Source organism: Streptococcus sp. KHUD_016, assembly GCF_051106465.1.
Taxonomy (GTDB): domain Bacteria; phylum Bacillota; class Bacilli; order Lactobacillales; family Streptococcaceae; genus Streptococcus.
This window is the reverse complement of the sequence record NZ_CP193663.1, coordinates 884,956-902,988: the sequence shown is the minus strand read 5'-3', so window position 1 is coordinate 902,988 and position 18,033 is coordinate 884,956. Positions and strand designations below refer to the sequence as shown.

17 protein-coding genes are annotated in these 18,033 nt (G+C 39.0%); 5 read left to right on the top strand and 12 right to left on the bottom strand.

Annotated features, from left to right (window positions below; translation table 11 throughout):
• Positions 1-178 precede the first annotated feature (178 nt).
• The 3 genes from ptsP to ACORHV_RS04180 all read right to left on the bottom strand — a co-directional run bounded on the left by ptsP (position 179) and on the right by ACORHV_RS04180 (position 3,863).
• On the bottom strand, positions 179-1,912 hold the full coding sequence (gene ptsP / locus ACORHV_RS04190) for a phosphoenolpyruvate--protein phosphotransferase (protein WP_000138129.1): 1,734 nt from the start codon (positions 1,910-1,912) through the stop codon (positions 179-181).
• A 5-nt stretch (positions 1,913-1,917) separates the two neighbouring features.
• Positions 1,918-2,181, bottom strand: coding sequence for a phosphocarrier protein HPr (locus tag ACORHV_RS04185; protein WP_000146948.1), 264 nt, complete (start codon positions 2,179-2,181; stop codon positions 1,918-1,920).
• Between the two features lie 461 nt (positions 2,182-2,642).
• The gene (locus ACORHV_RS04180; protein ID WP_000661899.1) at positions 2,643-3,863 is read right to left on the bottom strand and encodes an alpha/beta hydrolase family protein; all 1,221 of its coding nucleotides are present in this window, start codon (positions 3,861-3,863) and stop codon (positions 2,643-2,645) included.
• Between the two features lie 654 nt (positions 3,864-4,517).
• Between ACORHV_RS04180 and nrdH the strand changes: the two genes are divergently transcribed.
• The 5 genes from nrdH to ACORHV_RS04155 all read left to right on the top strand — a co-directional run bounded on the left by nrdH (position 4,518) and on the right by ACORHV_RS04155 (position 9,265).
• Positions 4,518-4,736, top strand: a complete 219-nt coding sequence (gene nrdH / locus ACORHV_RS04175; RefSeq protein ID WP_000259240.1) for a glutaredoxin-like protein NrdH — start codon at positions 4,518-4,520, stop codon at positions 4,734-4,736.
• 80 nt (positions 4,737-4,816) lie between these two features.
• On the top strand, positions 4,817-6,976 hold the full coding sequence (nrdE, locus tag ACORHV_RS04170) for a class 1b ribonucleoside-diphosphate reductase subunit alpha (protein WP_272157049.1): 2,160 nt from the start codon (positions 4,817-4,819) through the stop codon (positions 6,974-6,976).
• Positions 6,977-7,000: 24 nt separating this feature from the next.
• Complete coding sequence (locus tag ACORHV_RS04165; protein WP_216732564.1) at positions 7,001-7,375, top strand: hypothetical protein; 375 nt, start codon at positions 7,001-7,003, stop codon at positions 7,373-7,375.
• Between the two features lie 20 nt (positions 7,376-7,395).
• Complete coding sequence (gene nrdF, locus ACORHV_RS04160; protein WP_000451372.1) at positions 7,396-8,358, top strand: class 1b ribonucleoside-diphosphate reductase subunit beta; 963 nt, start codon at positions 7,396-7,398, stop codon at positions 8,356-8,358.
• Between the two features lie 139 nt (positions 8,359-8,497).
• Positions 8,498-9,265: a DeoR/GlpR family DNA-binding transcription regulator gene (locus tag ACORHV_RS04155; RefSeq protein WP_000917586.1), complete on the top strand. Its 768-nt coding sequence runs from the start codon at positions 8,498-8,500 to the stop codon at positions 9,263-9,265.
• Positions 9,266-9,304: 39 nt separating this feature from the next.
• Here the strand turns inward: ACORHV_RS04155 and lacG are convergent, their stop codons facing one another.
• The 9 genes from lacG to ACORHV_RS04110 all read right to left on the bottom strand — a co-directional run bounded on the left by lacG (position 9,305) and on the right by ACORHV_RS04110 (position 17,994).
• Complete coding sequence (gene lacG, locus ACORHV_RS04150) at positions 9,305-10,711, bottom strand: 6-phospho-beta-galactosidase (RefSeq protein ID WP_434398921.1); 1,407 nt, start codon at positions 10,709-10,711, stop codon at positions 9,305-9,307.
• Between the two features lie 84 nt (positions 10,712-10,795).
• Positions 10,796-12,490 (bottom strand): lactose-specific PTS transporter subunit EIIC, encoded by a 1,695-nt coding sequence (locus tag ACORHV_RS04145; RefSeq protein ID WP_434398919.1) that lies wholly within the window; start codon positions 12,488-12,490, stop codon positions 10,796-10,798.
• A complete protein-coding gene (locus tag ACORHV_RS04140) occupies positions 12,490-12,807 on the bottom strand; it encodes a PTS lactose/cellobiose transporter subunit IIA (RefSeq protein ID WP_001078327.1) in 318 nt (105 codons plus the stop codon). Before ACORHV_RS04140 ends, ACORHV_RS04145 begins: the two co-directional genes overlap by 1 nt.
• A 35-nt stretch (positions 12,808-12,842) precedes the next feature.
• Positions 12,843-13,679, bottom strand: coding sequence for a PRD domain-containing protein (locus ACORHV_RS04135; RefSeq protein ID WP_434398917.1), 837 nt, complete (start codon positions 13,677-13,679; stop codon positions 12,843-12,845).
• Between the two features lie 238 nt (positions 13,680-13,917).
• A complete protein-coding gene (gene lacD / locus ACORHV_RS04130) occupies positions 13,918-14,898 on the bottom strand; it encodes a tagatose-bisphosphate aldolase (RefSeq protein WP_434398915.1) in 981 nt (326 codons plus the stop codon).
• A 1-nt stretch (position 14,899) separates the two neighbouring features.
• A complete protein-coding gene (locus tag ACORHV_RS04125; RefSeq protein ID WP_434398913.1) occupies positions 14,900-15,829 on the bottom strand; it encodes a tagatose-6-phosphate kinase in 930 nt (309 codons plus the stop codon).
• Between the two features lie 10 nt (positions 15,830-15,839).
• A complete protein-coding gene (gene lacB / locus ACORHV_RS04120; RefSeq protein WP_001216921.1) occupies positions 15,840-16,355 on the bottom strand; it encodes a galactose-6-phosphate isomerase subunit LacB in 516 nt (171 codons plus the stop codon).
• Positions 16,356-16,385: 30 nt separating this feature from the next.
• The gene (lacA, locus tag ACORHV_RS04115) at positions 16,386-16,811 is read right to left on the bottom strand and encodes a galactose-6-phosphate isomerase subunit LacA (protein ID WP_000029277.1); all 426 of its coding nucleotides are present in this window, start codon (positions 16,809-16,811) and stop codon (positions 16,386-16,388) included.
• 286 nt (positions 16,812-17,097) lie between these two features.
• Positions 17,098-17,994 carry an aldose 1-epimerase family protein gene (locus ACORHV_RS04110; protein WP_434398911.1) on the bottom strand — a complete coding sequence of 299 codons (897 nt, stop codon included), beginning with the start codon at positions 17,992-17,994 and terminating at the stop codon, positions 17,098-17,100.
• Between the last annotated feature and the right edge of the window lie 39 nt (positions 17,995-18,033).

Below are 18,033 nucleotides of genomic sequence, written 5' to 3'. Positions count from 1 at the left end.
TTAATTAACTGGTTAATAGTTTACTCCTAAATTTGCAACTTGTCAAGAATTTTATGAACCAGTTAAGTATTTTTTTATTCTTCACCGCTACTTTCTCTAGAATGGACTTTATATAAAAAAGATTTTCTTGAAAATTCTTTAAAAAAGCCCCTGCAACTGAGTTGCAAGGACTTTTCGATTAATCAAAATTAACGTATTCTTTTTGAAGTTCAAGGACTTCTTCCATTGTTGAGCATTCTGTAAGGGCACGGTTTGCGTACTCTTCCATCTTAGCTGTATCCAATTTCTTCATCAAGCTACGCGTACGAAGTACAGATGTTGCTGACATAGAGAACTCATCCAAGCCCATTCCGACAAGAAGTGGAACAGCTTGTTGATCACCAGCCATCTCACCACACATTCCAGCCCATTTCCCTTCAGCGTGAGCTGCTTTGATCACATTGTTGATCAAGCGTAGGATTGATGGGTTGTATGGTTGGTAAAGGTATGAAACTTGTTCGTTCATGCGGTCTGCTGCCATTGTGTATTGGATCAAGTCGTTTGTACCAATTGAGAAGAAGTCAACTTCTTTAGCAAATTGGTCTGCAAGCATTGCTGCTGCTGGGATTTCGATCATGATACCAACTTGGATATTATCCGCAACTGCAACACCTTCGGCAAGAAGATTTGCTTTTTCTTCGTCAAAGACTGCTTTCGCTGCACGGAATTCTTTCAAGAGCGCAACCATTGGGAACATGATACGCAATTGACCGTGAACAGACGCACGAAGAAGGGCACGGATTTGTGTGCGGAACATAGCATCTCCAGTCTCAGAGATAGAGATACGAAGGGCACGGAATCCAAGGAATGGGTTCATTTCATGAGGCATATCGAAGTAAGGAAGTTCCTTATCTCCACCGATATCCATTGTACGAACGACAACAGGTTTACCGTTCATTCCTTCAAGTACAGCCTTGTAAGCTTCGTACTGCTCATCTTCTGTTGGGAAGTCTTGAGAATCCATATACAAGAACTCTGTACGGTATAGACCAACAGCTTCAGCACCGTTGTCATTGACACCTTCAACGTCTTTTGGAGTACCGATGTTGGCAGCCAATTCAAAGTGTTTGCCATCAGCAGTTACTGTTTTAGCATCTTTCAAGAGAGCCCATTCAGCTTTTTGTTTCGCATAAGCTTCACCAGCAGCCTTGAATTCAGCCGCTTGCTCATCAGTTGGATTGATAATAACCTCACCTGTGATACCGTTAACGGCAAGAATATCACCGTCTTTAACGATTTCAGTGATGTTGTTTGTTCCCAATACTGCTGCAATTTCAAGTGTACGCGCCATGATAGCAGAGTGGCTTGTACGTCCACCAATGTTGGTTACAAAAGCTTTTACAAAGTTTTTGTCCAATTGAGCTGTATCTGAAGGAGTCAAGTCATGCGCAATCACAATCACTTCTTCATTGATAGAAGCTGGGTTTGGCAATTTTTTACCAAGGAGGTTGGCCAATACACGTTTTGTCACGTCGCGGATATCCGCAGCGCGTTCTTGCATGTATGGGTTGTCTTCCATGCCTTCAAAGATAGTGATAAACATGTCTGTTACTTCTTTCAGACCTGCTTCTGCATTCACTTTCTTCGCACGGATTGTTTCCTTGATTTGGCTGATCATTTCTGGGTCAGCAAGAACCATTAAGTGAGCGTCAAAAACTTGAGCTGCTTCTTCACCGAGCGTACCTACTGCTTTCTCGCGAATAACAGAAAGCTCGTCTTGTGATGCCTGTAGAGCGGCATCAAGGCGAGCTTCTTCTGCGTTTGTATCTTCGACTGTAATAGTCTCAAATGACAAATCCGGTTGAACGAGTAGATATGCTTTTGCAACTGCAACACCGTCAGATGCTGCGATTCCTTTAAGCATTTCTGTCATTTTCCTTATGCCAATCCTTCTTTTTCCATAGTTTCAGTGATAGCAGCGATTGCGTCGTCAGCATCTGCACCTTCAGCTGAAATTGTAACGTCAGCACCTTGGCCAACACCAAGACTCATAACACCCATGATAGATTTAAGATTTACTGATTTACCTTTGTATTCAAGAGTGATATCTGAAGCAAATTTGCTAGCTGTTTGAACCAACAATGTTGCTGGACGCGCGTGAATACCTGTTTCTGCCACTACGTGGAAATCTTTAGAAGCCATAGTTTGACTCTCCTTTAGTTATTTCTTTTTTGAGTTATATGTGATAACCCTTACAAGACTGTATTATATCACCTTCTAGATAATTTTTCAAGTATTTTATGGACTTTTACTGAAAATGAAATTACTTCTTTTTCTATTAAATGAGCACTCTAGTAACTAAATAGCATATCTAAACACTAATTGTTCAAAGAATGTCATCATCAAAATTCAATTTTCAAAGCTATTTTCCCTTAATACCAATCAGAGGACAATCCTAGTAAATAATGAAATAATACTATTTAACTATAATTAATATAACTCAGTAAATCCATTATTTGAAAAGACTTCATCAAATCCTGAAATTCTAAAACCTACTCTTACCATCAACAGTAGAGAATTTATCCAATTTGCTACTTAAAGTAAAATAAGTTTGTAGCCCCTAACAGTAAAAAGGTAGATATATCTAAGTGGTATAAGTAGAACTAAAACTTTGATTGATTCCATTCAAATAAAGTATCCAACCAATCAAAAACGACATTATGGGCGAGTCTTAGATTATTGACTTGGCAATGAGCGTCCGCACCACTTTCCGCCTCAAATACTTGAAGTTTAGTTTGTTGATTTTTAGATTTAAGTTCTTCATAAATCACCTTAGTTTGATGCTGCAGTTCAGCACCCTCACCCTTTCCCATGATAAAAAGGCATGGGCATTGAATTTTTTGGTAATCCACAATCTTTGCATGGTTAAATACATCATCAATAGCACTCTTAAAATCAGAAGTACCAAACTGCCATGCATACTTTTTAAGATTTAAATTTGCTGATTCATTCCAATTTCCAGCTAATTTTAAAATGGCATTTATTAACCAACTAGGTGCTTTCAAACTTGATCCAAATTCTTTTCTGAAAAGTTCTGCAACGTCGTAAATAGGGGTACTAGCAATCCAAGCATGAATTCTTGGATCCTTTTCGACAGCTTGTGCAGTAAAATATCCCCCTCCGCTGACACCATAAATAGCTAAATAATTTAGTTTAGGATTTCTATTTTCCAACCAGTCTATGCATAATGAAATTGGAATAGAAGCATCCACATCAAAGACCAGCCCTCTACTAGGATTGCTCCCTTGACCAGGAAGATCAACCATTAAAACATTATAATTTCGTATCCATCCAGGATATCCTGCAAAGTAAAATAAATCTTCGCGATAAGTATCACCTCCACCAATCATGATTATCGTTGGGCAATTATCGTCGCTATGAAGATAATAACCAGGCAAGTAAGAACCCTGATAGGGAATAGTTAATTTTTCAATCGGTGCACCTAGTGAATGAATTGCACTAGAAAACACCTTCTCCATTTGACGAACGGTCGGTAAATACTCTTCAGAAAATGGATCGGTAAATTGGATTGCCGAGCGAAGTGAGTAGGTCTGTGCAAGATAATACTGCGCCTTTGTTTGTTCACTCAATCCTGAATTACTTGCTTCTTGTTCAAGGTAGTTTACATGCGATAAAAATACATTTTTCCAGTCATCAGGCTTTGGTGAGTTCCCCAATCTTTGAGCAAGATAATAAAGCTCTCCATGAGAGAAACCAAAAATTTCACCGATTCCTAACAACCAATTGAAGAAAAAATCCGTATCACCATTCTTAAAAAATATTTGAGTCGATTGCCGTTTTAAAATAACATCATTTTCTTTCACCACGCGCCTCCTAATTCTGTGTTCTTTCATTCATTTAATCTAATTATAATCTGATAACATTCTCTATCAAACAAAAGCATTCAGATATCCATTTTTTAATCTTATAATCACAGATAGTGTATCACATAAAATGAACTTTTTCAAACATTGTATTTATATACTCCTTATGAAAGGATACGAAACTCATAAGTATCCTATATAAAATTAACCAATGATCCATTTTTATGAATACATCATAATCTGTCATTTCCACTTTGGTTATATTTTAGATATTCTAATACAAAATATTGGGACATCTTGTGTAGAAAATTTCTTTTTTTCGTAAATATTACAGTTTCTATTTTATTAAAGTATTGTCTCAGCTAGACTTATTCCTGTTCTTACGATTTTTGCTATTTTCTTCGTTTTCCTTTCTGATAACTTGCTGAAAATCTTCTATTTATCTTACCAATATACAGTATATAGTTTTTTTGTTTTGATAAACTTTGATAGTTCAATGAAAAACCAATTTTACACTCTGACAAAACACTATATCTTGTGCTTTGTTTTTGAAACTGTAACTTTTTAGCACAAGATTTAGTTTAAAAAGTTTGACAAAGTTTTTTTTTCTGATATACTAAGAAAGTAATCTATTTTGAAAGAGGAGTTACGAAAATGGTAACCGTTTATTCTAAAAACAACTGTGTCCAATGTAAGATGACCAAGCGTTTCTTGGACAGCAACAATGTCGCTTATCGTGAGATCAATCTCGACGAGCAACCAGAGTACATCGATCAAGTTAAAGAGCTCGGTTTCAGCGCTGCTCCTGTTATCCAAACACCAACTGAAGTCTTTTCAGGCTTCCAACCAGGAAAACTGAAACAATTAGCATAATCTTAGTACATCATCCAGAAGAGATTGCTTCTAGGGCTAACTTAGAGGCCTTTCTTTTGTAATTAGATAAAGGAAATTTTATGGGATTAAAACATCTTGAGGACGTAACTTACTTCCGTCTCAATAACGAAATTAACCGTCCTGTCAATGGACAAATCATGCTTCATAAAGATAAGGAAGCCTTGGATGCCTTCTTTAAAGAAAATGTGGTTCCAAATACCATGGTTTTTGATTCAATTACTGATAAAATCAACTACCTCATTGAACACAACTACATCGAAACTGCATTTCTAAAGAAGTACCGTCCAGAGTTTTTGGAAGAATTGCATCAATTTATCAAGGACCAGAACTTCCAATTCAAATCATTCATGGCTGCCTATAAGTTTTACAATCAATATGCCTTGAAGACTAATGACGGTGAATATTACCTTGAAAGCATGGAAGACCGTGTCTTCTTTAACGCGCTTTATTTTGCTGACGGGGATGAAGCGATTGCGACTGATATTGCCAATGAAATCATCCACCAACGCTATCAACCAGCTACTCCTTCCTTTTTGAATGCAGGTCGTGCTCGTCGTGGGGAGTTGGTATCTTGTTTCTTGATTCAAGTAACTGATGATATGAACTCTATCGGCCGTTCTATCAACTCTGCTCTTCAACTTTCACGTATCGGTGGTGGTGTGGGAATTTCCCTCAGCAACCTTCGTGAAGCCGGGGCTCCTATTAAAGGTTATGAAGGTGCTGCTTCTGGTGTCGTACCAGTTATGAAACTTTTCGAAGACAGCTTCTCTTACTCAAACCAACTCGGGCAACGTCAAGGTGCTGGGGTTGTCTACCTCAACGTCTTTCACCCAGATATCATCGCTTTCCTTTCTACTAAGAAAGAAAATGCCGATGAAAAAGTTCGTGTAAAGACCCTTTCACTTGGTGTTGTAGTACCAGATAAATTCTACGAATTGGCTCGTAAAAATGAAGAAATGTACCTCTTCAGCCCTTACTCTGTAGAGCTTGAATATGGCGTGCCGTTCAACTACATCGACATCACAGAAAAATACGATGAATTGGTCGCAAATCCAAATATCCGCAAGACAAAAATCAAGGCGCGTGATTTGGAAACTGAAATCTCTAAATTGCAACAAGAATCTGGTTATCCTTATGTCGTCAACATTGATACAGCTAACCGTGCAAACCCAGTTGATGGTAAGATTATCATGAGTAACTTGTGTTCTGAGATTCTTCAAGTTCAAGAACCAAGCTTGATCAACGATGCTCAGGAATTCCTTCAAATGGGAACGGACGTTTCATGTAACCTTGGATCAACCAACGTGGTCAACATGATGACGTCACCTGACTTTGGTCGTTCTATTCGCGCTATGGTTCGTGCCCTTACTTTCGTTACAGATAGTTCACACATCGTAGCTGTCCCTACTATCGACCACGGAAACAGTTTAGCTCACACCTTTGGTCTTGGTGCCATGGGGCTTCATAGCTACCTTGCCCAACAACTGATTGAGTACGGATCACCTGAGTCAATTGAATTTACAAGCATCTACTTTATGCTTATGAACTACTGGACCTTGGTTGAGTCAAACAATATCGCCCGCGAACGTGGTATCACCTTCCACAACTTTGAAAAATCAGACTATGCTAACGGTAGCTACTTTGACAAGTATGTAACTGGCGAATTTGTTCCAAAATCAGGCCGTGTTAAAGAACTCTTTAAAGATGTCTTTATTCCAAGTGCTGCTGATTGGGCTGAACTTCGCGAAAAGGTTCAAGCAGATGGTCTTTATCACCAAAACCGTCTAGCTGTTGCTCCAAATGGTTCTATCAGCTACATCAATGACGTTTCTGCTTCTATCCACCCGATTACACAACGTATCGAAGAGCGCCAAGAGAAGAAAATCGGTAAAATCTACTATCCTGCTGCAGGTTTGTCAACAGATACTATCCCTTACTACACTTCTGCTTACGACATGGATATGCGTAAGGTGATTGATGTTTACGCGGCTGCAACTGAACACGTGGATCAAGGACTTTCACTCACTCTCTTCATGCGTAGTGACATTCCAAAAGGTCTTTACGAATGGAAGAAAGAAAACAAACAAACGACACGTGACCTGTCAATCCTTCGTAACTATGCCTTTAACAAGGGTATCAAGTCTATCTACTACGTCCGTACCTTTACAGATGACGGTGGGGAAGTTGGTGCTAACCAATGTGAAAGCTGTGTGATTTAACGAAGTCTCACTGAGGTAACCAACATGAAAAATTTGATTTTAGAATCTATTAAAATTATAAAAGATGTTAAATGGGATTATGCTACAATGGCTCAACTTACAAAGTTATGGGGTGGACCTAAAAAAGCAACTACTATACTTATTTCTTTGGGGACTGTTCTAGGTGCAATAACTACTCTCAGTTTTCAAAAACTATATAAACATTTCCTTTCTAAACTCCAAACTAGCAAGAAAAAAAACTCATCAAACAACGAAATCAACCAAATTATTCAACGAAAAACAGAAAATTACTTAGTCGAAGTACAAAATAGAAAAGAAAATAATCAAAGTACAGAAGATATTGATGAGGAATACGACAATTATATAAAACAACTTTTAAATACAACTGAGAATGAATAATTCAAAAGGATTTTTATAACATGGAAACTTACTACAAAGCCATTAACTGGAATGCCATCGAAGATGTCATCGACAAATCAACTTGGGAAAAGCTGACAGAGCAATTCTGGCTCGATACGCGTATTCCCTTGTCAAATGACCTAGACGACTGGAGAAAACTATCAAACAAAGAAAAAGACTTGGTTGGAAAAGTCTTTGGTGGTTTGACCCTTTTGGATACCATGCAATCTGAAACAGGGGTTCAAGCACTTCGCGCAGACATCCGTACACCACATGAGGAAGCTGTTTTCAACAACATCCAGTTTATGGAATCTGTCCACGCAAAATCTTATTCTTCTATCTTTTCAACCTTGAATACCAAGGCTGAAATCGAAGAAATCTTTGAATGGACCAACACTAACCCCTACCTACAAAGAAAAGCAGAAATTATCAATGAAATCTACCTCAATGGTAGCCCCCTTGAAAAGAAAGTTGCCAGCGTTTTCCTTGAAACCTTCCTTTTCTACTCTGGTTTCTTCACACCCCTCTACTATCTCGGTAACAACAAACTGGCCAACGTTGCGGAAATCATCAAACTGATCATTCGTGATGAGTCTGTTCACGGAACCTACATTGGTTACAAATTCCAACTTGGTTTCAACGAATTACCTGAAGAAGAGCAAGAAAAGCTCAAAGAATGGATGTACGACCTGCTCTACACTCTCTACGAGAACGAAGAGGGGTATACAGAAAGCCTCTATGACGGTGTTGGCTGGACTGAGGAAGTTAAAACCTTCCTTCGTTACAATGCCAATAAGGCGCTTATGAACCTAGGACAAGATCCACTCTTCCCTGATTCAGCTGATGATGTCAATCCAATCGTTATGAACGGAATCTCAACAGGAACTTCTAACCACGACTTCTTCTCTCAAGTCGGAAATGGTTACCTCCTTGGTGAAGTTGAAGCCATGCAAGACGAGGATTACAACTACGGTTTAGACTAATTTGACCAATCATTCAAAATATCATGGTTTGTTTAAAACAACCATGATATTTTTGTTTTTGTTTTATTTTGTTTTTTTCTATTTGATTGATTGAGCGTTTTATGGTAAGATAATAATAGTAGAAATCGAGGTGATAAGGATGCTAAAGCAAGAAAAACTAGATAGTATTCTAGAAGCAGTAAACACAAAAGGCACTATTACTGTAAAAGAGATTATGGAGAGTCTTGATGTGTCAGATATGACAGCTCGTCGCTACTTACAAGAATTGGCAGATAAGGATTTGCTGGTTCGTGTGCATGGTGGCGCTGAAAAACTTCGTACAGGTTCTCTCTTAAACAACGAACGCTCAAACGTCGAAAAACAAGGCTTACAGATTGCTGAAAAACAAGAAATCAGTCGTTTTGCTGGTCATTTGATTGACGAAGGTGAAACTATTTTTATCGGGCCAGGAACAACCTTAGAATGTTTTGCTCGTGAACTCCCTATCGATAACATTCGTGTTGTAACAAACAGTCTTCCTGTTTTTCTCATCCTAAACGAACGAAAACTAACAGATTTGATCTTGATTGGCGGAAATTATCGCTCCATCACTGGTGCTTTTGTAGGGACACTTACCTTACAGGATTTGACCAACCTTCAGTTTTCTAAGGCTTTTGTGAGCTGTAATGGTATCAAGGATAAAGCTATTGCTACTTTCAGCGAAGAAGAGGGCGAGGTACAACGAATCTCCTTGAACAATGCCAATAAAAAATACTTACTGGCAGACCACAGCAAGTTTAATAAGTTTGATTTTTACACTTTCTACAATATCTCAGAGATTGATACCATCGTTTCAGATTCCAAACTGAGTCAGGAAACATTTGAAGATTTGTCGAAACAAACAACCATTCTTTTATCAAAACCATAAAAATTCCCCTGCCTTTTGGCGGGGAATTTTTGTTGAATTTTATTCAATAAGTTGTGTCTCAGCTAGTTTCTTGTACCAGTGAGCTGATTTCTTAGGATAACGCTCCTGGGTTTCAAAATCAACATAGAAGAGACCGTAACGTTTTTCATAACCGTTTGACCATGAGAAGACATCCATCAATGACCAGATGAAGTATCCTTTTACATTAGCTCCATCTGCAATCGCATCAGACAAAACTTCCAAGTGTTGCTTCACGTAATCAATACGACCATCATCGTAAACAGTGTTATCAACAAACTCATCTTTATAGCCGAGACCATTTTCAGTAATATAAATCTTCTTGTAGTTAGGATAATCTTTCTTCACACGCATGATTTGGTCATACAAACCTTGAGGGTAGATAATCCAATCCCAATCCGTACGTGGTACATAATCAGGAGCTACACGACGACCAACGCCTTTGATTTGGTATTTAGAGCTTCCTTTCTCACCCTTCCCATTGTGGATGATTTCAGTTTCTCCATCAAAGGCTTCCATCCAGTCACTCATATAGTAATTGATTCCAAGGAAATCATTCAAGTCTTTTGCAGCTTCTAATACTTCGAAATCTTCTTCACGAAGATCTAAGCTACCACCATTGGCAGCCAAGATAGCCTCTACCCCTGCCAGGGTCTTTTCAGAGTAGTGACCCAGATAAGTTGCATCCAAGATAAATTTATTATGGATAATGTCCTCCAACTCTGCCGCAATAACATCTGCAGGATTTTCAGGATCAAGTGGGTACTTGGTTGGGAGAGCGTGCACGACACCAATTTCCCCTTTATAGCCTTTCTCTTTGTACAATTTTACCGCGCGTGCATGAGACACCATCATATTGTGGTGCGATTGGAAAACTTTGGCAAGATCGTACTGGATACCTGGAGGGAATTTCCCAACCAAATACTGACCATCTCCTATCGGCCCAATTTCATTAAAGGTTGTCCAAAAGTTAACTTCAGGAAACTCTTCAAAACAGAAAGCCGCGTAGTCTACAAAGTGTTCAATGTTTTCACGGTTTAAGAAGTCTCCATTTGAATGTAGAGCTTCTGGCGTATCAAAGTGATGAAGAGTTACAAAGGGCTCAACATGACGTTTGTGGCACTCTGCAAATAGATTATGATAGAACTCAACCCCCTTGTCATTAACTTTCCCATAACCAGTTGGAAAGATACGTGACCAAGCGATTGAGATACGGATACCATTGACACCATACTCTTCTGCTAGTTTGAGGTCAACTGGGTATTTGTGATAGAAATCACTGGCTGGTTCAGCAGTGTACCAGTAGTTATCTTTGAGGTATTTGTCCCAGGCAACTGGTCCTTTACCATCGGTATTGGTAGCACCTTCTGCTTGATAGGCAGCTGTTGCCCCGCCAAAAATAAAGTCTTTTGGAAGTGTTTTTGTCATTTGATTCACCTTTCAAGAAATAGAAATGAGATGGGGGTATAGTTGGGAGGAGTTCTTCCATCTCACTTCTTTGCTATTTACATTTTATTCTTCGAACTGCGCTTGAACAAAGGCAAGAGCGCCTTTTCCGTCACGAGTCAGTTTAATGTATTGGCCACCTTCTGTCTTGGCAAGTTTGATACCAAGTTTGTCGGTTTCGGCCTTCATGTCTTCAAAGTTTGAAGCTACTTGAGGAGCAAGGATAACCAGATCAAACTCAGGCAACATTTCACGGTGAGCTCCATAGCCACCAGCTGCTGCTTTAACAGGAACCTTGTACTCCGCAGCTGCTTTGTTTAGAGCATTTGCAAGGAGACCACTTGTTCCTCCGCCTGCACAGAGAACCAAGACATTGGTTTCTTCAGTGATTGTGTTTTGCGCTGCTTCTACACCAGCTTTTTCAAGAATAGCATCTGCTTTAGCAGTATTGAAGTTTGCAGCTACTTTTTCTTTCAATTCATTATTGGCTTTACCAGAACGCTCTTCTTCAAGGATTTGTTCATCATAAACCTTGAGGAATGGATAGTAAACGGCTACGTCAACAAGGATTAACAAAGCAGCAAGTACAAATGACAAGAATTGGAAGTTTGTACCGAGAACAATACCGAGCGGACCTGGTGTTGTCCAAGGAAGGTTGGCTGTAAATGAGTTCATGCCAAGCGTCTCAATAAAGAATTTAAAGATCCATACGTTAGCAATTGGCGCAAAGATAAATGGAATAAAGAAAATCGGGTTCAATACAAGCGGTGCACCAAACAAGATTGGTTCATTTACACCAAAGAAAGTTGGCACTACTGAAGCACGTCCGATTGCACGATTTCGTTTTGATTTAGTTAACCACATGAACATGAATGGAACAACCAGTGTTGCACCTGTACCACCCATGGTAACAATAAACATTTGTGTACCTGAAGTAAGGATCTTGTCTGCATGCATCCCTTGTTGGAGAAGGTTCAAGTTGACTTCGGCATTTGCATAGGTAATAGCTGCGATTGCTGGTTCAACGATAGATGGACCATGGATACCAACAAACCAGAAGAAGGCAAAGGCACCAAAGATAATCGTAATACCTAGATAACCATCAGCAGCAGAGAATAACGGTGCAAAGAATTTACCGATTGATTCAGCTACGCTTGCACCAACAAAATGACGAGCTAGTAAATCGAGAGCATAAAGAGAAACCACTGATAGAGTGAATGGAATCACATCTTTAAAGACTTGTGAGATATTTGGTGGAACTTCGTCAGGCATACGAATAGTGACGTTGTTCTTAACACAAACCTTATAGATGGTTACAGTAACAAAGGCAGCAAGGAATGCTGAAAGCAAACCTTTTGTTCCAAGGAAACCTGTCGCAAAGCCACCTTCAATCGGATCAGCTGCTAACATCAACAAACCAACAATCGCAGCTAAAAGTGTTGACATATAGTTGATTTGGTTCGTTTTCTCCATGCTACGGTTTACTGAGTCGGTCAATGACTTAGCTGTTGTACCAGCTACCAAGAGAGCTAGAATCCCCATTGAATAGCTATAAGGTTTCATGAGGAGATTTACAACATCATCAGACCATTTAAAGCCCCATGAGTTTGGTACAAAAGCAATCAAGATAAAGATACTTGAGAAGAGAATAACTGGCATACCAGCAATGAAACCATCACGAATAGCGCGAAGGTAGATATTACGAGACAGTTTTTCAAAGAAAGGCTTTCCTTTCTCGATAAAAGAAATTAGTTTGTTCATTACTTAACTCCTCTCTTGTAGAGTTCGATTAAATGGTGCATCAAATCTTTTAACAAAATGGTAGTCATCAAGTGATCCTGACCGTGCATCATGGTTACACTATAAGCCAAATCTTCACCAGCTGCCTCCTTAGTCAAAAGGCTTGTTTGCGCGTGGTGTGCCTCAGCGATGCAACCACCTGCTTCCTCCACGAGAGTATCCGCTTTCGCGAAATCACCAGCTTCAGCAGCCTTCAAGGCTTCCAATAGTTTTGATCGAGCATCGCCAGCATAGGCAACAATTTCAAAACCTAACAATGTTACTTCTTCTCTATTCATGATAGAATTCTCCTTATGTATTTTTAATTAAATTTTTATGACAATAAACGTTGGATATGTAGAACTAGATAAACTCGTTCACTTTTATACAAATCAAGACCCGTATATTGCGTAATCACATCATAGATCTTGGAACCAATCTCGAACGCTTTTGGATAGGATTGTTTAATATGATCTTCCATATCCAGAAGTGATTGGTTATCATCTCTAGATCTGTCTAAATAATCCAAGAAATAATTCAAATGAATCATAAAACGATCATAGAAATGATTATTCTCTTTGGTTCGTTGAATTGCATAATCCTTTAGCACTTCTTCAACATTCCTGAGAATTTCTTTCCTCTTATCAATCGACTCAACCACTTGAACTTCATTCTCCCCTTCGGCATTGATGAAATGATAAGCGATCCGAATAATTTCATCCTCAGGGAAATGATCTGTCAACTTCTGACGATAGATTTCAAAGGCTTCCTTTGCGATTTGAAAAGCGACAGGATACTTAGTGGAAATATCTGGCAGATTGCTATCCTTGTACCTTCCTTGTGTTAGAGCTTGATAAGAACAGTAAATATGATCTGTCAAGGTCACATAGAGATACTCTTGAATCGGATAATGATATTTCTTAGAAAGCTTATCAATAATCTCATAGGTCACTGTGATAAAATCCAGCGGAACATCTTTGAGGAGAGCCATAAAATTTTCTCTGGACTCTTCTGTCTTCATCCGAAAGATTTTCTCAACTTGATCTTCAGAAATTAAATCCCCCTTCTTTTTCCCAAATGCAATCCCCTTACCAATTACAATCACCTCTTCTCCTTTGTCATTTCTGACAAGCGAGACATTGTGATTCATTGGGTTTAGAATTCGATACATGTCAACCTCCTTTTATATCTTAAAGGTATATGAGTATAAAAAATGACCACAAATGAACTAGAAAATCCTTTGATTTCTAATTCACCTGTGATCATGCCTAATATTACTTAGTAACACTCACCTTGTATTAACTTGTGATTTAAGTATAGCACAAGTAAGTTTTTTTGTAAACCTTTACATTCAACTTTTTTTAAATTTTTTATTTAGATCAATGTTCCTAAGATTAGGGGGGGAAAACTTATACACGTTCAGTCCATGAAGTCGCTGTTGTTTGAAGAACTTTGTTGAGTTCGTCAATGTTTTCAAATCCAGTTGTGCGTAGCCATTCGCGAGCTGCTGCTTCACCATCTTTGATGTAAGCTTCAACTGATCCAGCCCATGTTGCACGTCCACAAAGAACGCCGTTGAAGTTTGCGCCTGATTCGTGGGCAAAGACAAGGGTTTCTTGGAAGAGTTTGGCTGATACACCTGCACTTAAGTAGATGTAAGGAAGATTTGTTGCTTCGTCTTGAGCTTTGAAGAAAGCTGCTGCTTCTTCGCGTGTGTAAACCACTTCACCTTCAGCGAAGCCTTCAACGTATTTGACGTTAACTGGAACTTCCACTTTCAAAACATCGATGTTGAAGCGTGGGTCTGAGAAGACCTTCATAGCACCGATAACCTTGTGTGGTTTCACTTTGGCATATTCTGCAGAACCTGCGTCAGCGATTTTTTCATCGTAAGCCAAGATTTCAAGGAAGAATGGAATGTCTTCCGCCACACACTCAGAACCAATTCGTTCAATGTAGGCTTGTTTTTGTTGGTTGAGTTCGTCAGAGCTGTCTACATCATAGTAAAGCAAGAATTTGACAGCGTCTGCACCTTGTTCTTTGATGCGTTTTGCAGACCAAACATCCAAACAGTCAGGCAAGCGTTTGGTGCTTGTTGTGTCGTAGCCAGTTTTCTCATAAGCAAGGAGAAGACCAGCATTAGCATCAAGCGCTTTTGTAGCTGGAAGACCATACTCAGGGTCAAGAAGCATAGAGGATGCGTATTTTGTCAATTCATCTGCAACCAAAACCTTGAGTTCTTCCATTTGAGCCACTGTTGGTTCTTCTGTTTGGTATTGAGCCATGAGGCGTTTCAAAGCACCACGTTGGTCAAAGGCAAGGGCTGAGATAATACCATTTTCATCTGAGAGTTTTTCTAAGCGTGCACGTTTTTGTTCTGTTAAAGCCATTTTATACCTCTTTTACTATTAATTGATCATATAGAGCTTGATAGTTAGCCATATTGACATGACCTGTCATCTTTTCTTGAGCATTGAGCATACCAAGGACATTGGCCTTGATGAGGAGTTCTACATCCGATTCCTTATGAAGAAGTCCTGAGGAAATCCCTGCCACAGTAGAATCTCCAGATCCAACAGGGTTCACTACCTGAATTCTTGGAATATCTACCTTGTAGAAAGTGTCCCCATGTTTTGCAAAAGCACCATTTGCACCAAGTGAAACAATTATCCACTCAATCCCTGCAAATAGAGGCTCTTGAAGAACTTCTTTTAACTCATCCAAATCCTCAGAAACTTCTTTCCCAAGAAGCTGAGACAATTCTTCGTTATTTGGTTTGATTACTGTTGGTTTATGTGGTGATTCAAGAACCGCCTGAAGGGCAGCACCTGAGCAATCCAGAACAACTGGTTTTCCTGCGCGATTAGCAAGTTCTACTAAGCTTGCATAGTAGTCAACTGGAAGACCTGCTGGCAGACTACCAGAGATGGCTACTACTTCCACAGTGTCAAGAAGATTTTCGAAATGAGCCAAGAAATCTTGCCCTTCTTGTTCAAGAACTTCGGGACCTTTTTCAAGGATTTCTGTTTGGTTATCTCCGTGCAGAATAGCGATACAGTTACGAGTCTCTCCTTGAATGGAGAAGAAACGTTTCGTTACTTTATCGTCGATATGCTCTACTAAAAACTCTCCAAGTTTACCACCGACCAAACCAGTAGCAACAACAGAATCACCAAATTCTGAAAGCACTCGTGTAACATTGAGGCCTTTACCACCAGCTGTCTTGGTCACGTCCACCACGCGGTTGACAGTGTCAATTTTCAATTCATCCAAAGGATAAGAAATATCAATGGATGGATTCATTGTGACTGTTAAAATCATGCGTCACCTCTTAGTCGTGGTATTCACCGCGATCCCATTTTTCAAGGAATTCTGTAAAGAAGTTTGCATCTGCTTGATGAGCATTGTGAGTTTCAACGTGCTCAATTTTCGCAATCAATTTTTTGTTTTCTTCTGATGGTTTGTATTCAGCATTGATAAAAGCTTCAATGATATCACACATGAGCAATTCACCAGTGATTTTACCACCAAAACCAATAACATTGGCGTTCAATTGTTCTTTTGCATAAAGAGCTGTTGTCATATCACGAACCAGGGCAGAACGAACTCCTGGGACTTTGTTGACAGCGTTGTTGATACCAACACCAGTACCACAGATACATACCCCAAGATCAGCTTGACCGCTAGTTACAGCTTCACCAACTTTTTTACCAAAGATTGGGTAGTGAGTACGTGTGTGGTCATAGGTACCAAAGTCGATGACTTCATATCCTTTTGATTTCAAAAATTCTGAAACCGCCATTTTTTCATCTGTTACGATGTGGTCACATCCAATTGCAATTCTCATTTTTAACTTACCTTTCTTACTGTAATCTAATTAGCACATTTTGTTCAACATATCAACACGAATTTGGTGACGGCCACCGTCGTATTTACCGTTAACAAAACCTTTAGCAATATTTTTAGCCAATTCATCACCAACAAGTTGTGCACCCATAGTGATCATACGTGAGTTGTTGTGTCCACGAGTCATATAAGCTGAACGTTCGTCAGATACTTCTGCGGCAACCATTCCTTTGATTTTAGTTGCGACCATAAATGGACCAGCTCCATAAGCATCAATCACGATACCAAGATTTTGTTCTTCTTTGTTTACTTCTGCAGCAACAGCAAGAGTCACATCAACAAAATCTTGACCTTCAGCTGTAACATCCACAACGTGGAAGTTTTCTTTTTCCAAGAAGTCTTTCACAACTTCTTTCAATCTCAAACCTGCAGCATCTGCACCGATAACAATAGACATATTGTTTACTCCTTTTTATTTTTCTAGGCTAGTAAAAACTTTTATAGTTAGCAGTTTACCTACAAAAGATTTTCTAGCAGTTTAGTGACAAATTTGATTGAATGAGATGAATAACACCTTATCCAAGTCCAGGAAACCAATTTCCTAGAAATAATCCTTCTCCACGAAAGAGAATATAACAAGTGATTGTTTGTTTGTTACAAACATCATTTGTTGTTTACAAACATAATATACTCCTATTTATAGAAAAAGTCAACAGTAAATGTTTGTTTTTGTAGTTTTTTATCTAAAATATTTCAATATCAAAGCCAATCTGATCTACTTGACCAGGTTCTAGGAGACGAACATTCTTCTTATCTTCTAAATGATCTCCTTCTTCAAGAGATGTTGACAAGCCAGACCAAGGTTCAAACGCAATGAATGGTCCCTTATTCAAAGTTGACCAGATAATAAGATTTGAAAACTCTTGGAAGTTTACTTTTAATCCCTTCTCATGCTTACGAGAACGAAGGGCAATTGTTCTGGATTGTAACTCATCCAAAGTCACTGCATCTGTGCTAAACAAATCATAGCTAAGGTCTAATTCTTTTTGCCCATCCAACCATGGACTTCTATCTTGGAAGTCTAACATTCCTGTTTCTGGGAAAGGTCGTGGAACAGAGCAAGTCTCTTCTTTCTCAAACTCTAAATAGTAATCTTCATAAGTTTCGCCATCTAGTAGAGGACAATTAAATCCTGGATGTCCTCCTATAAAGAATGGCATTACTTTATTCGTTTCTTTATTATAGATTTTGTATTGAGTACGAACAATCTTGCTGGTCACTAGATAAGTGATTTCAAGGCGGAAGTGATAAGGATAGTTTTGATAAGTATTCTCATCATCTTCGATAGCAAAAGTAACACTGTTTTCTGTCTGTTCAACTAATTCAAATTCTTTCTTGCGAACCAAACCATGGCGAGGAATGTTTCCTTTCGTCTCCGTTCCATCTGCATGACTGTAGAAGGCTGTATCTTCTCTTAAAGAGCCGCAGATTGGAAAAAGTACAGGCGCTTGTCCACTCCAGTAAGTGGAATCTCCTTGCCACAGATACTCAATGCCCTCTCGATCCTTGATCGACGACAAGGCGCCACCTAAGGTTTTAAACTGGACCGTTAACTGGTCTGATTTGATTTCAATTACCATAATGTTCTCCAACTATTTTTAGATCTTTATATAAAAAAC

Excerpts from the sequence above, each read along its gene's own strand:
- ptsP (WP_000138129.1), bottom strand. The coding sequence starts at position 1,912 with ATGACAGAAATGCTTAAAGGAATCGCAGCATCTGACGGTGTTGCAGTT.
- lacA (WP_000029277.1), bottom strand. The coding sequence starts at position 16,811 with ATGTCTATTGTTATCGGTGCAGATGCTGCAGGTTTGAGATTGAAAGAA.
- nrdE (WP_272157049.1), top strand. The coding sequence starts at position 4,817 with ATGGGATTAAAACATCTTGAGGACGTAACTTACTTCCGTCTCAATAAC.
- ACORHV_RS04110 (WP_434398911.1), bottom strand. The coding sequence starts at position 17,994 with ATGGTAATTGAAATCAAATCAGACCAGTTAACGGTCCAGTTTAAAACC.
- ACORHV_RS04135 (WP_434398917.1), bottom strand. The coding sequence starts at position 13,679 with ATGTATCGAATTCTAAACCCAATGAATCACAATGTCTCGCTTGTCAGA.
- nrdF (WP_000451372.1), top strand. The coding sequence starts at position 7,396 with ATGGAAACTTACTACAAAGCCATTAACTGGAATGCCATCGAAGATGTC.
- ACORHV_RS04145 (WP_434398919.1), bottom strand. The coding sequence starts at position 12,490 with ATGAACAAACTAATTTCTTTTATCGAGAAAGGAAAGCCTTTCTTTGAA.
- nrdH (WP_000259240.1), top strand. The coding sequence starts at position 4,518 with ATGGTAACCGTTTATTCTAAAAACAACTGTGTCCAATGTAAGATGACC.
- lacD (WP_434398915.1), bottom strand. The coding sequence starts at position 14,898 with ATGGCTTTAACAGAACAAAAACGTGCACGCTTAGAAAAACTCTCAGAT.
- ACORHV_RS04125 (WP_434398913.1), bottom strand. The coding sequence starts at position 15,829 with ATGATTTTAACAGTCACAATGAATCCATCCATTGATATTTCTTATCCT.
- ACORHV_RS04185 (WP_000146948.1), bottom strand. The coding sequence starts at position 2,181 with ATGGCTTCTAAAGATTTCCACGTAGTGGCAGAAACAGGTATTCACGCG.
- lacB (WP_001216921.1), bottom strand. The coding sequence starts at position 16,355 with ATGAGAATTGCAATTGGATGTGACCACATCGTAACAGATGAAAAAATG.
- lacG (WP_434398921.1), bottom strand. The coding sequence starts at position 10,711 with ATGACAAAAACACTTCCAAAAGACTTTATTTTTGGCGGGGCAACAGCT.
- ACORHV_RS04155 (WP_000917586.1), top strand. The coding sequence starts at position 8,498 with ATGCTAAAGCAAGAAAAACTAGATAGTATTCTAGAAGCAGTAAACACA.
- ACORHV_RS04140 (WP_001078327.1), bottom strand. The coding sequence starts at position 12,807 with ATGAATAGAGAAGAAGTAACATTGTTAGGTTTTGAAATTGTTGCCTAT.
- ACORHV_RS04165 (WP_216732564.1), top strand. The coding sequence starts at position 7,001 with ATGAAAAATTTGATTTTAGAATCTATTAAAATTATAAAAGATGTTAAA.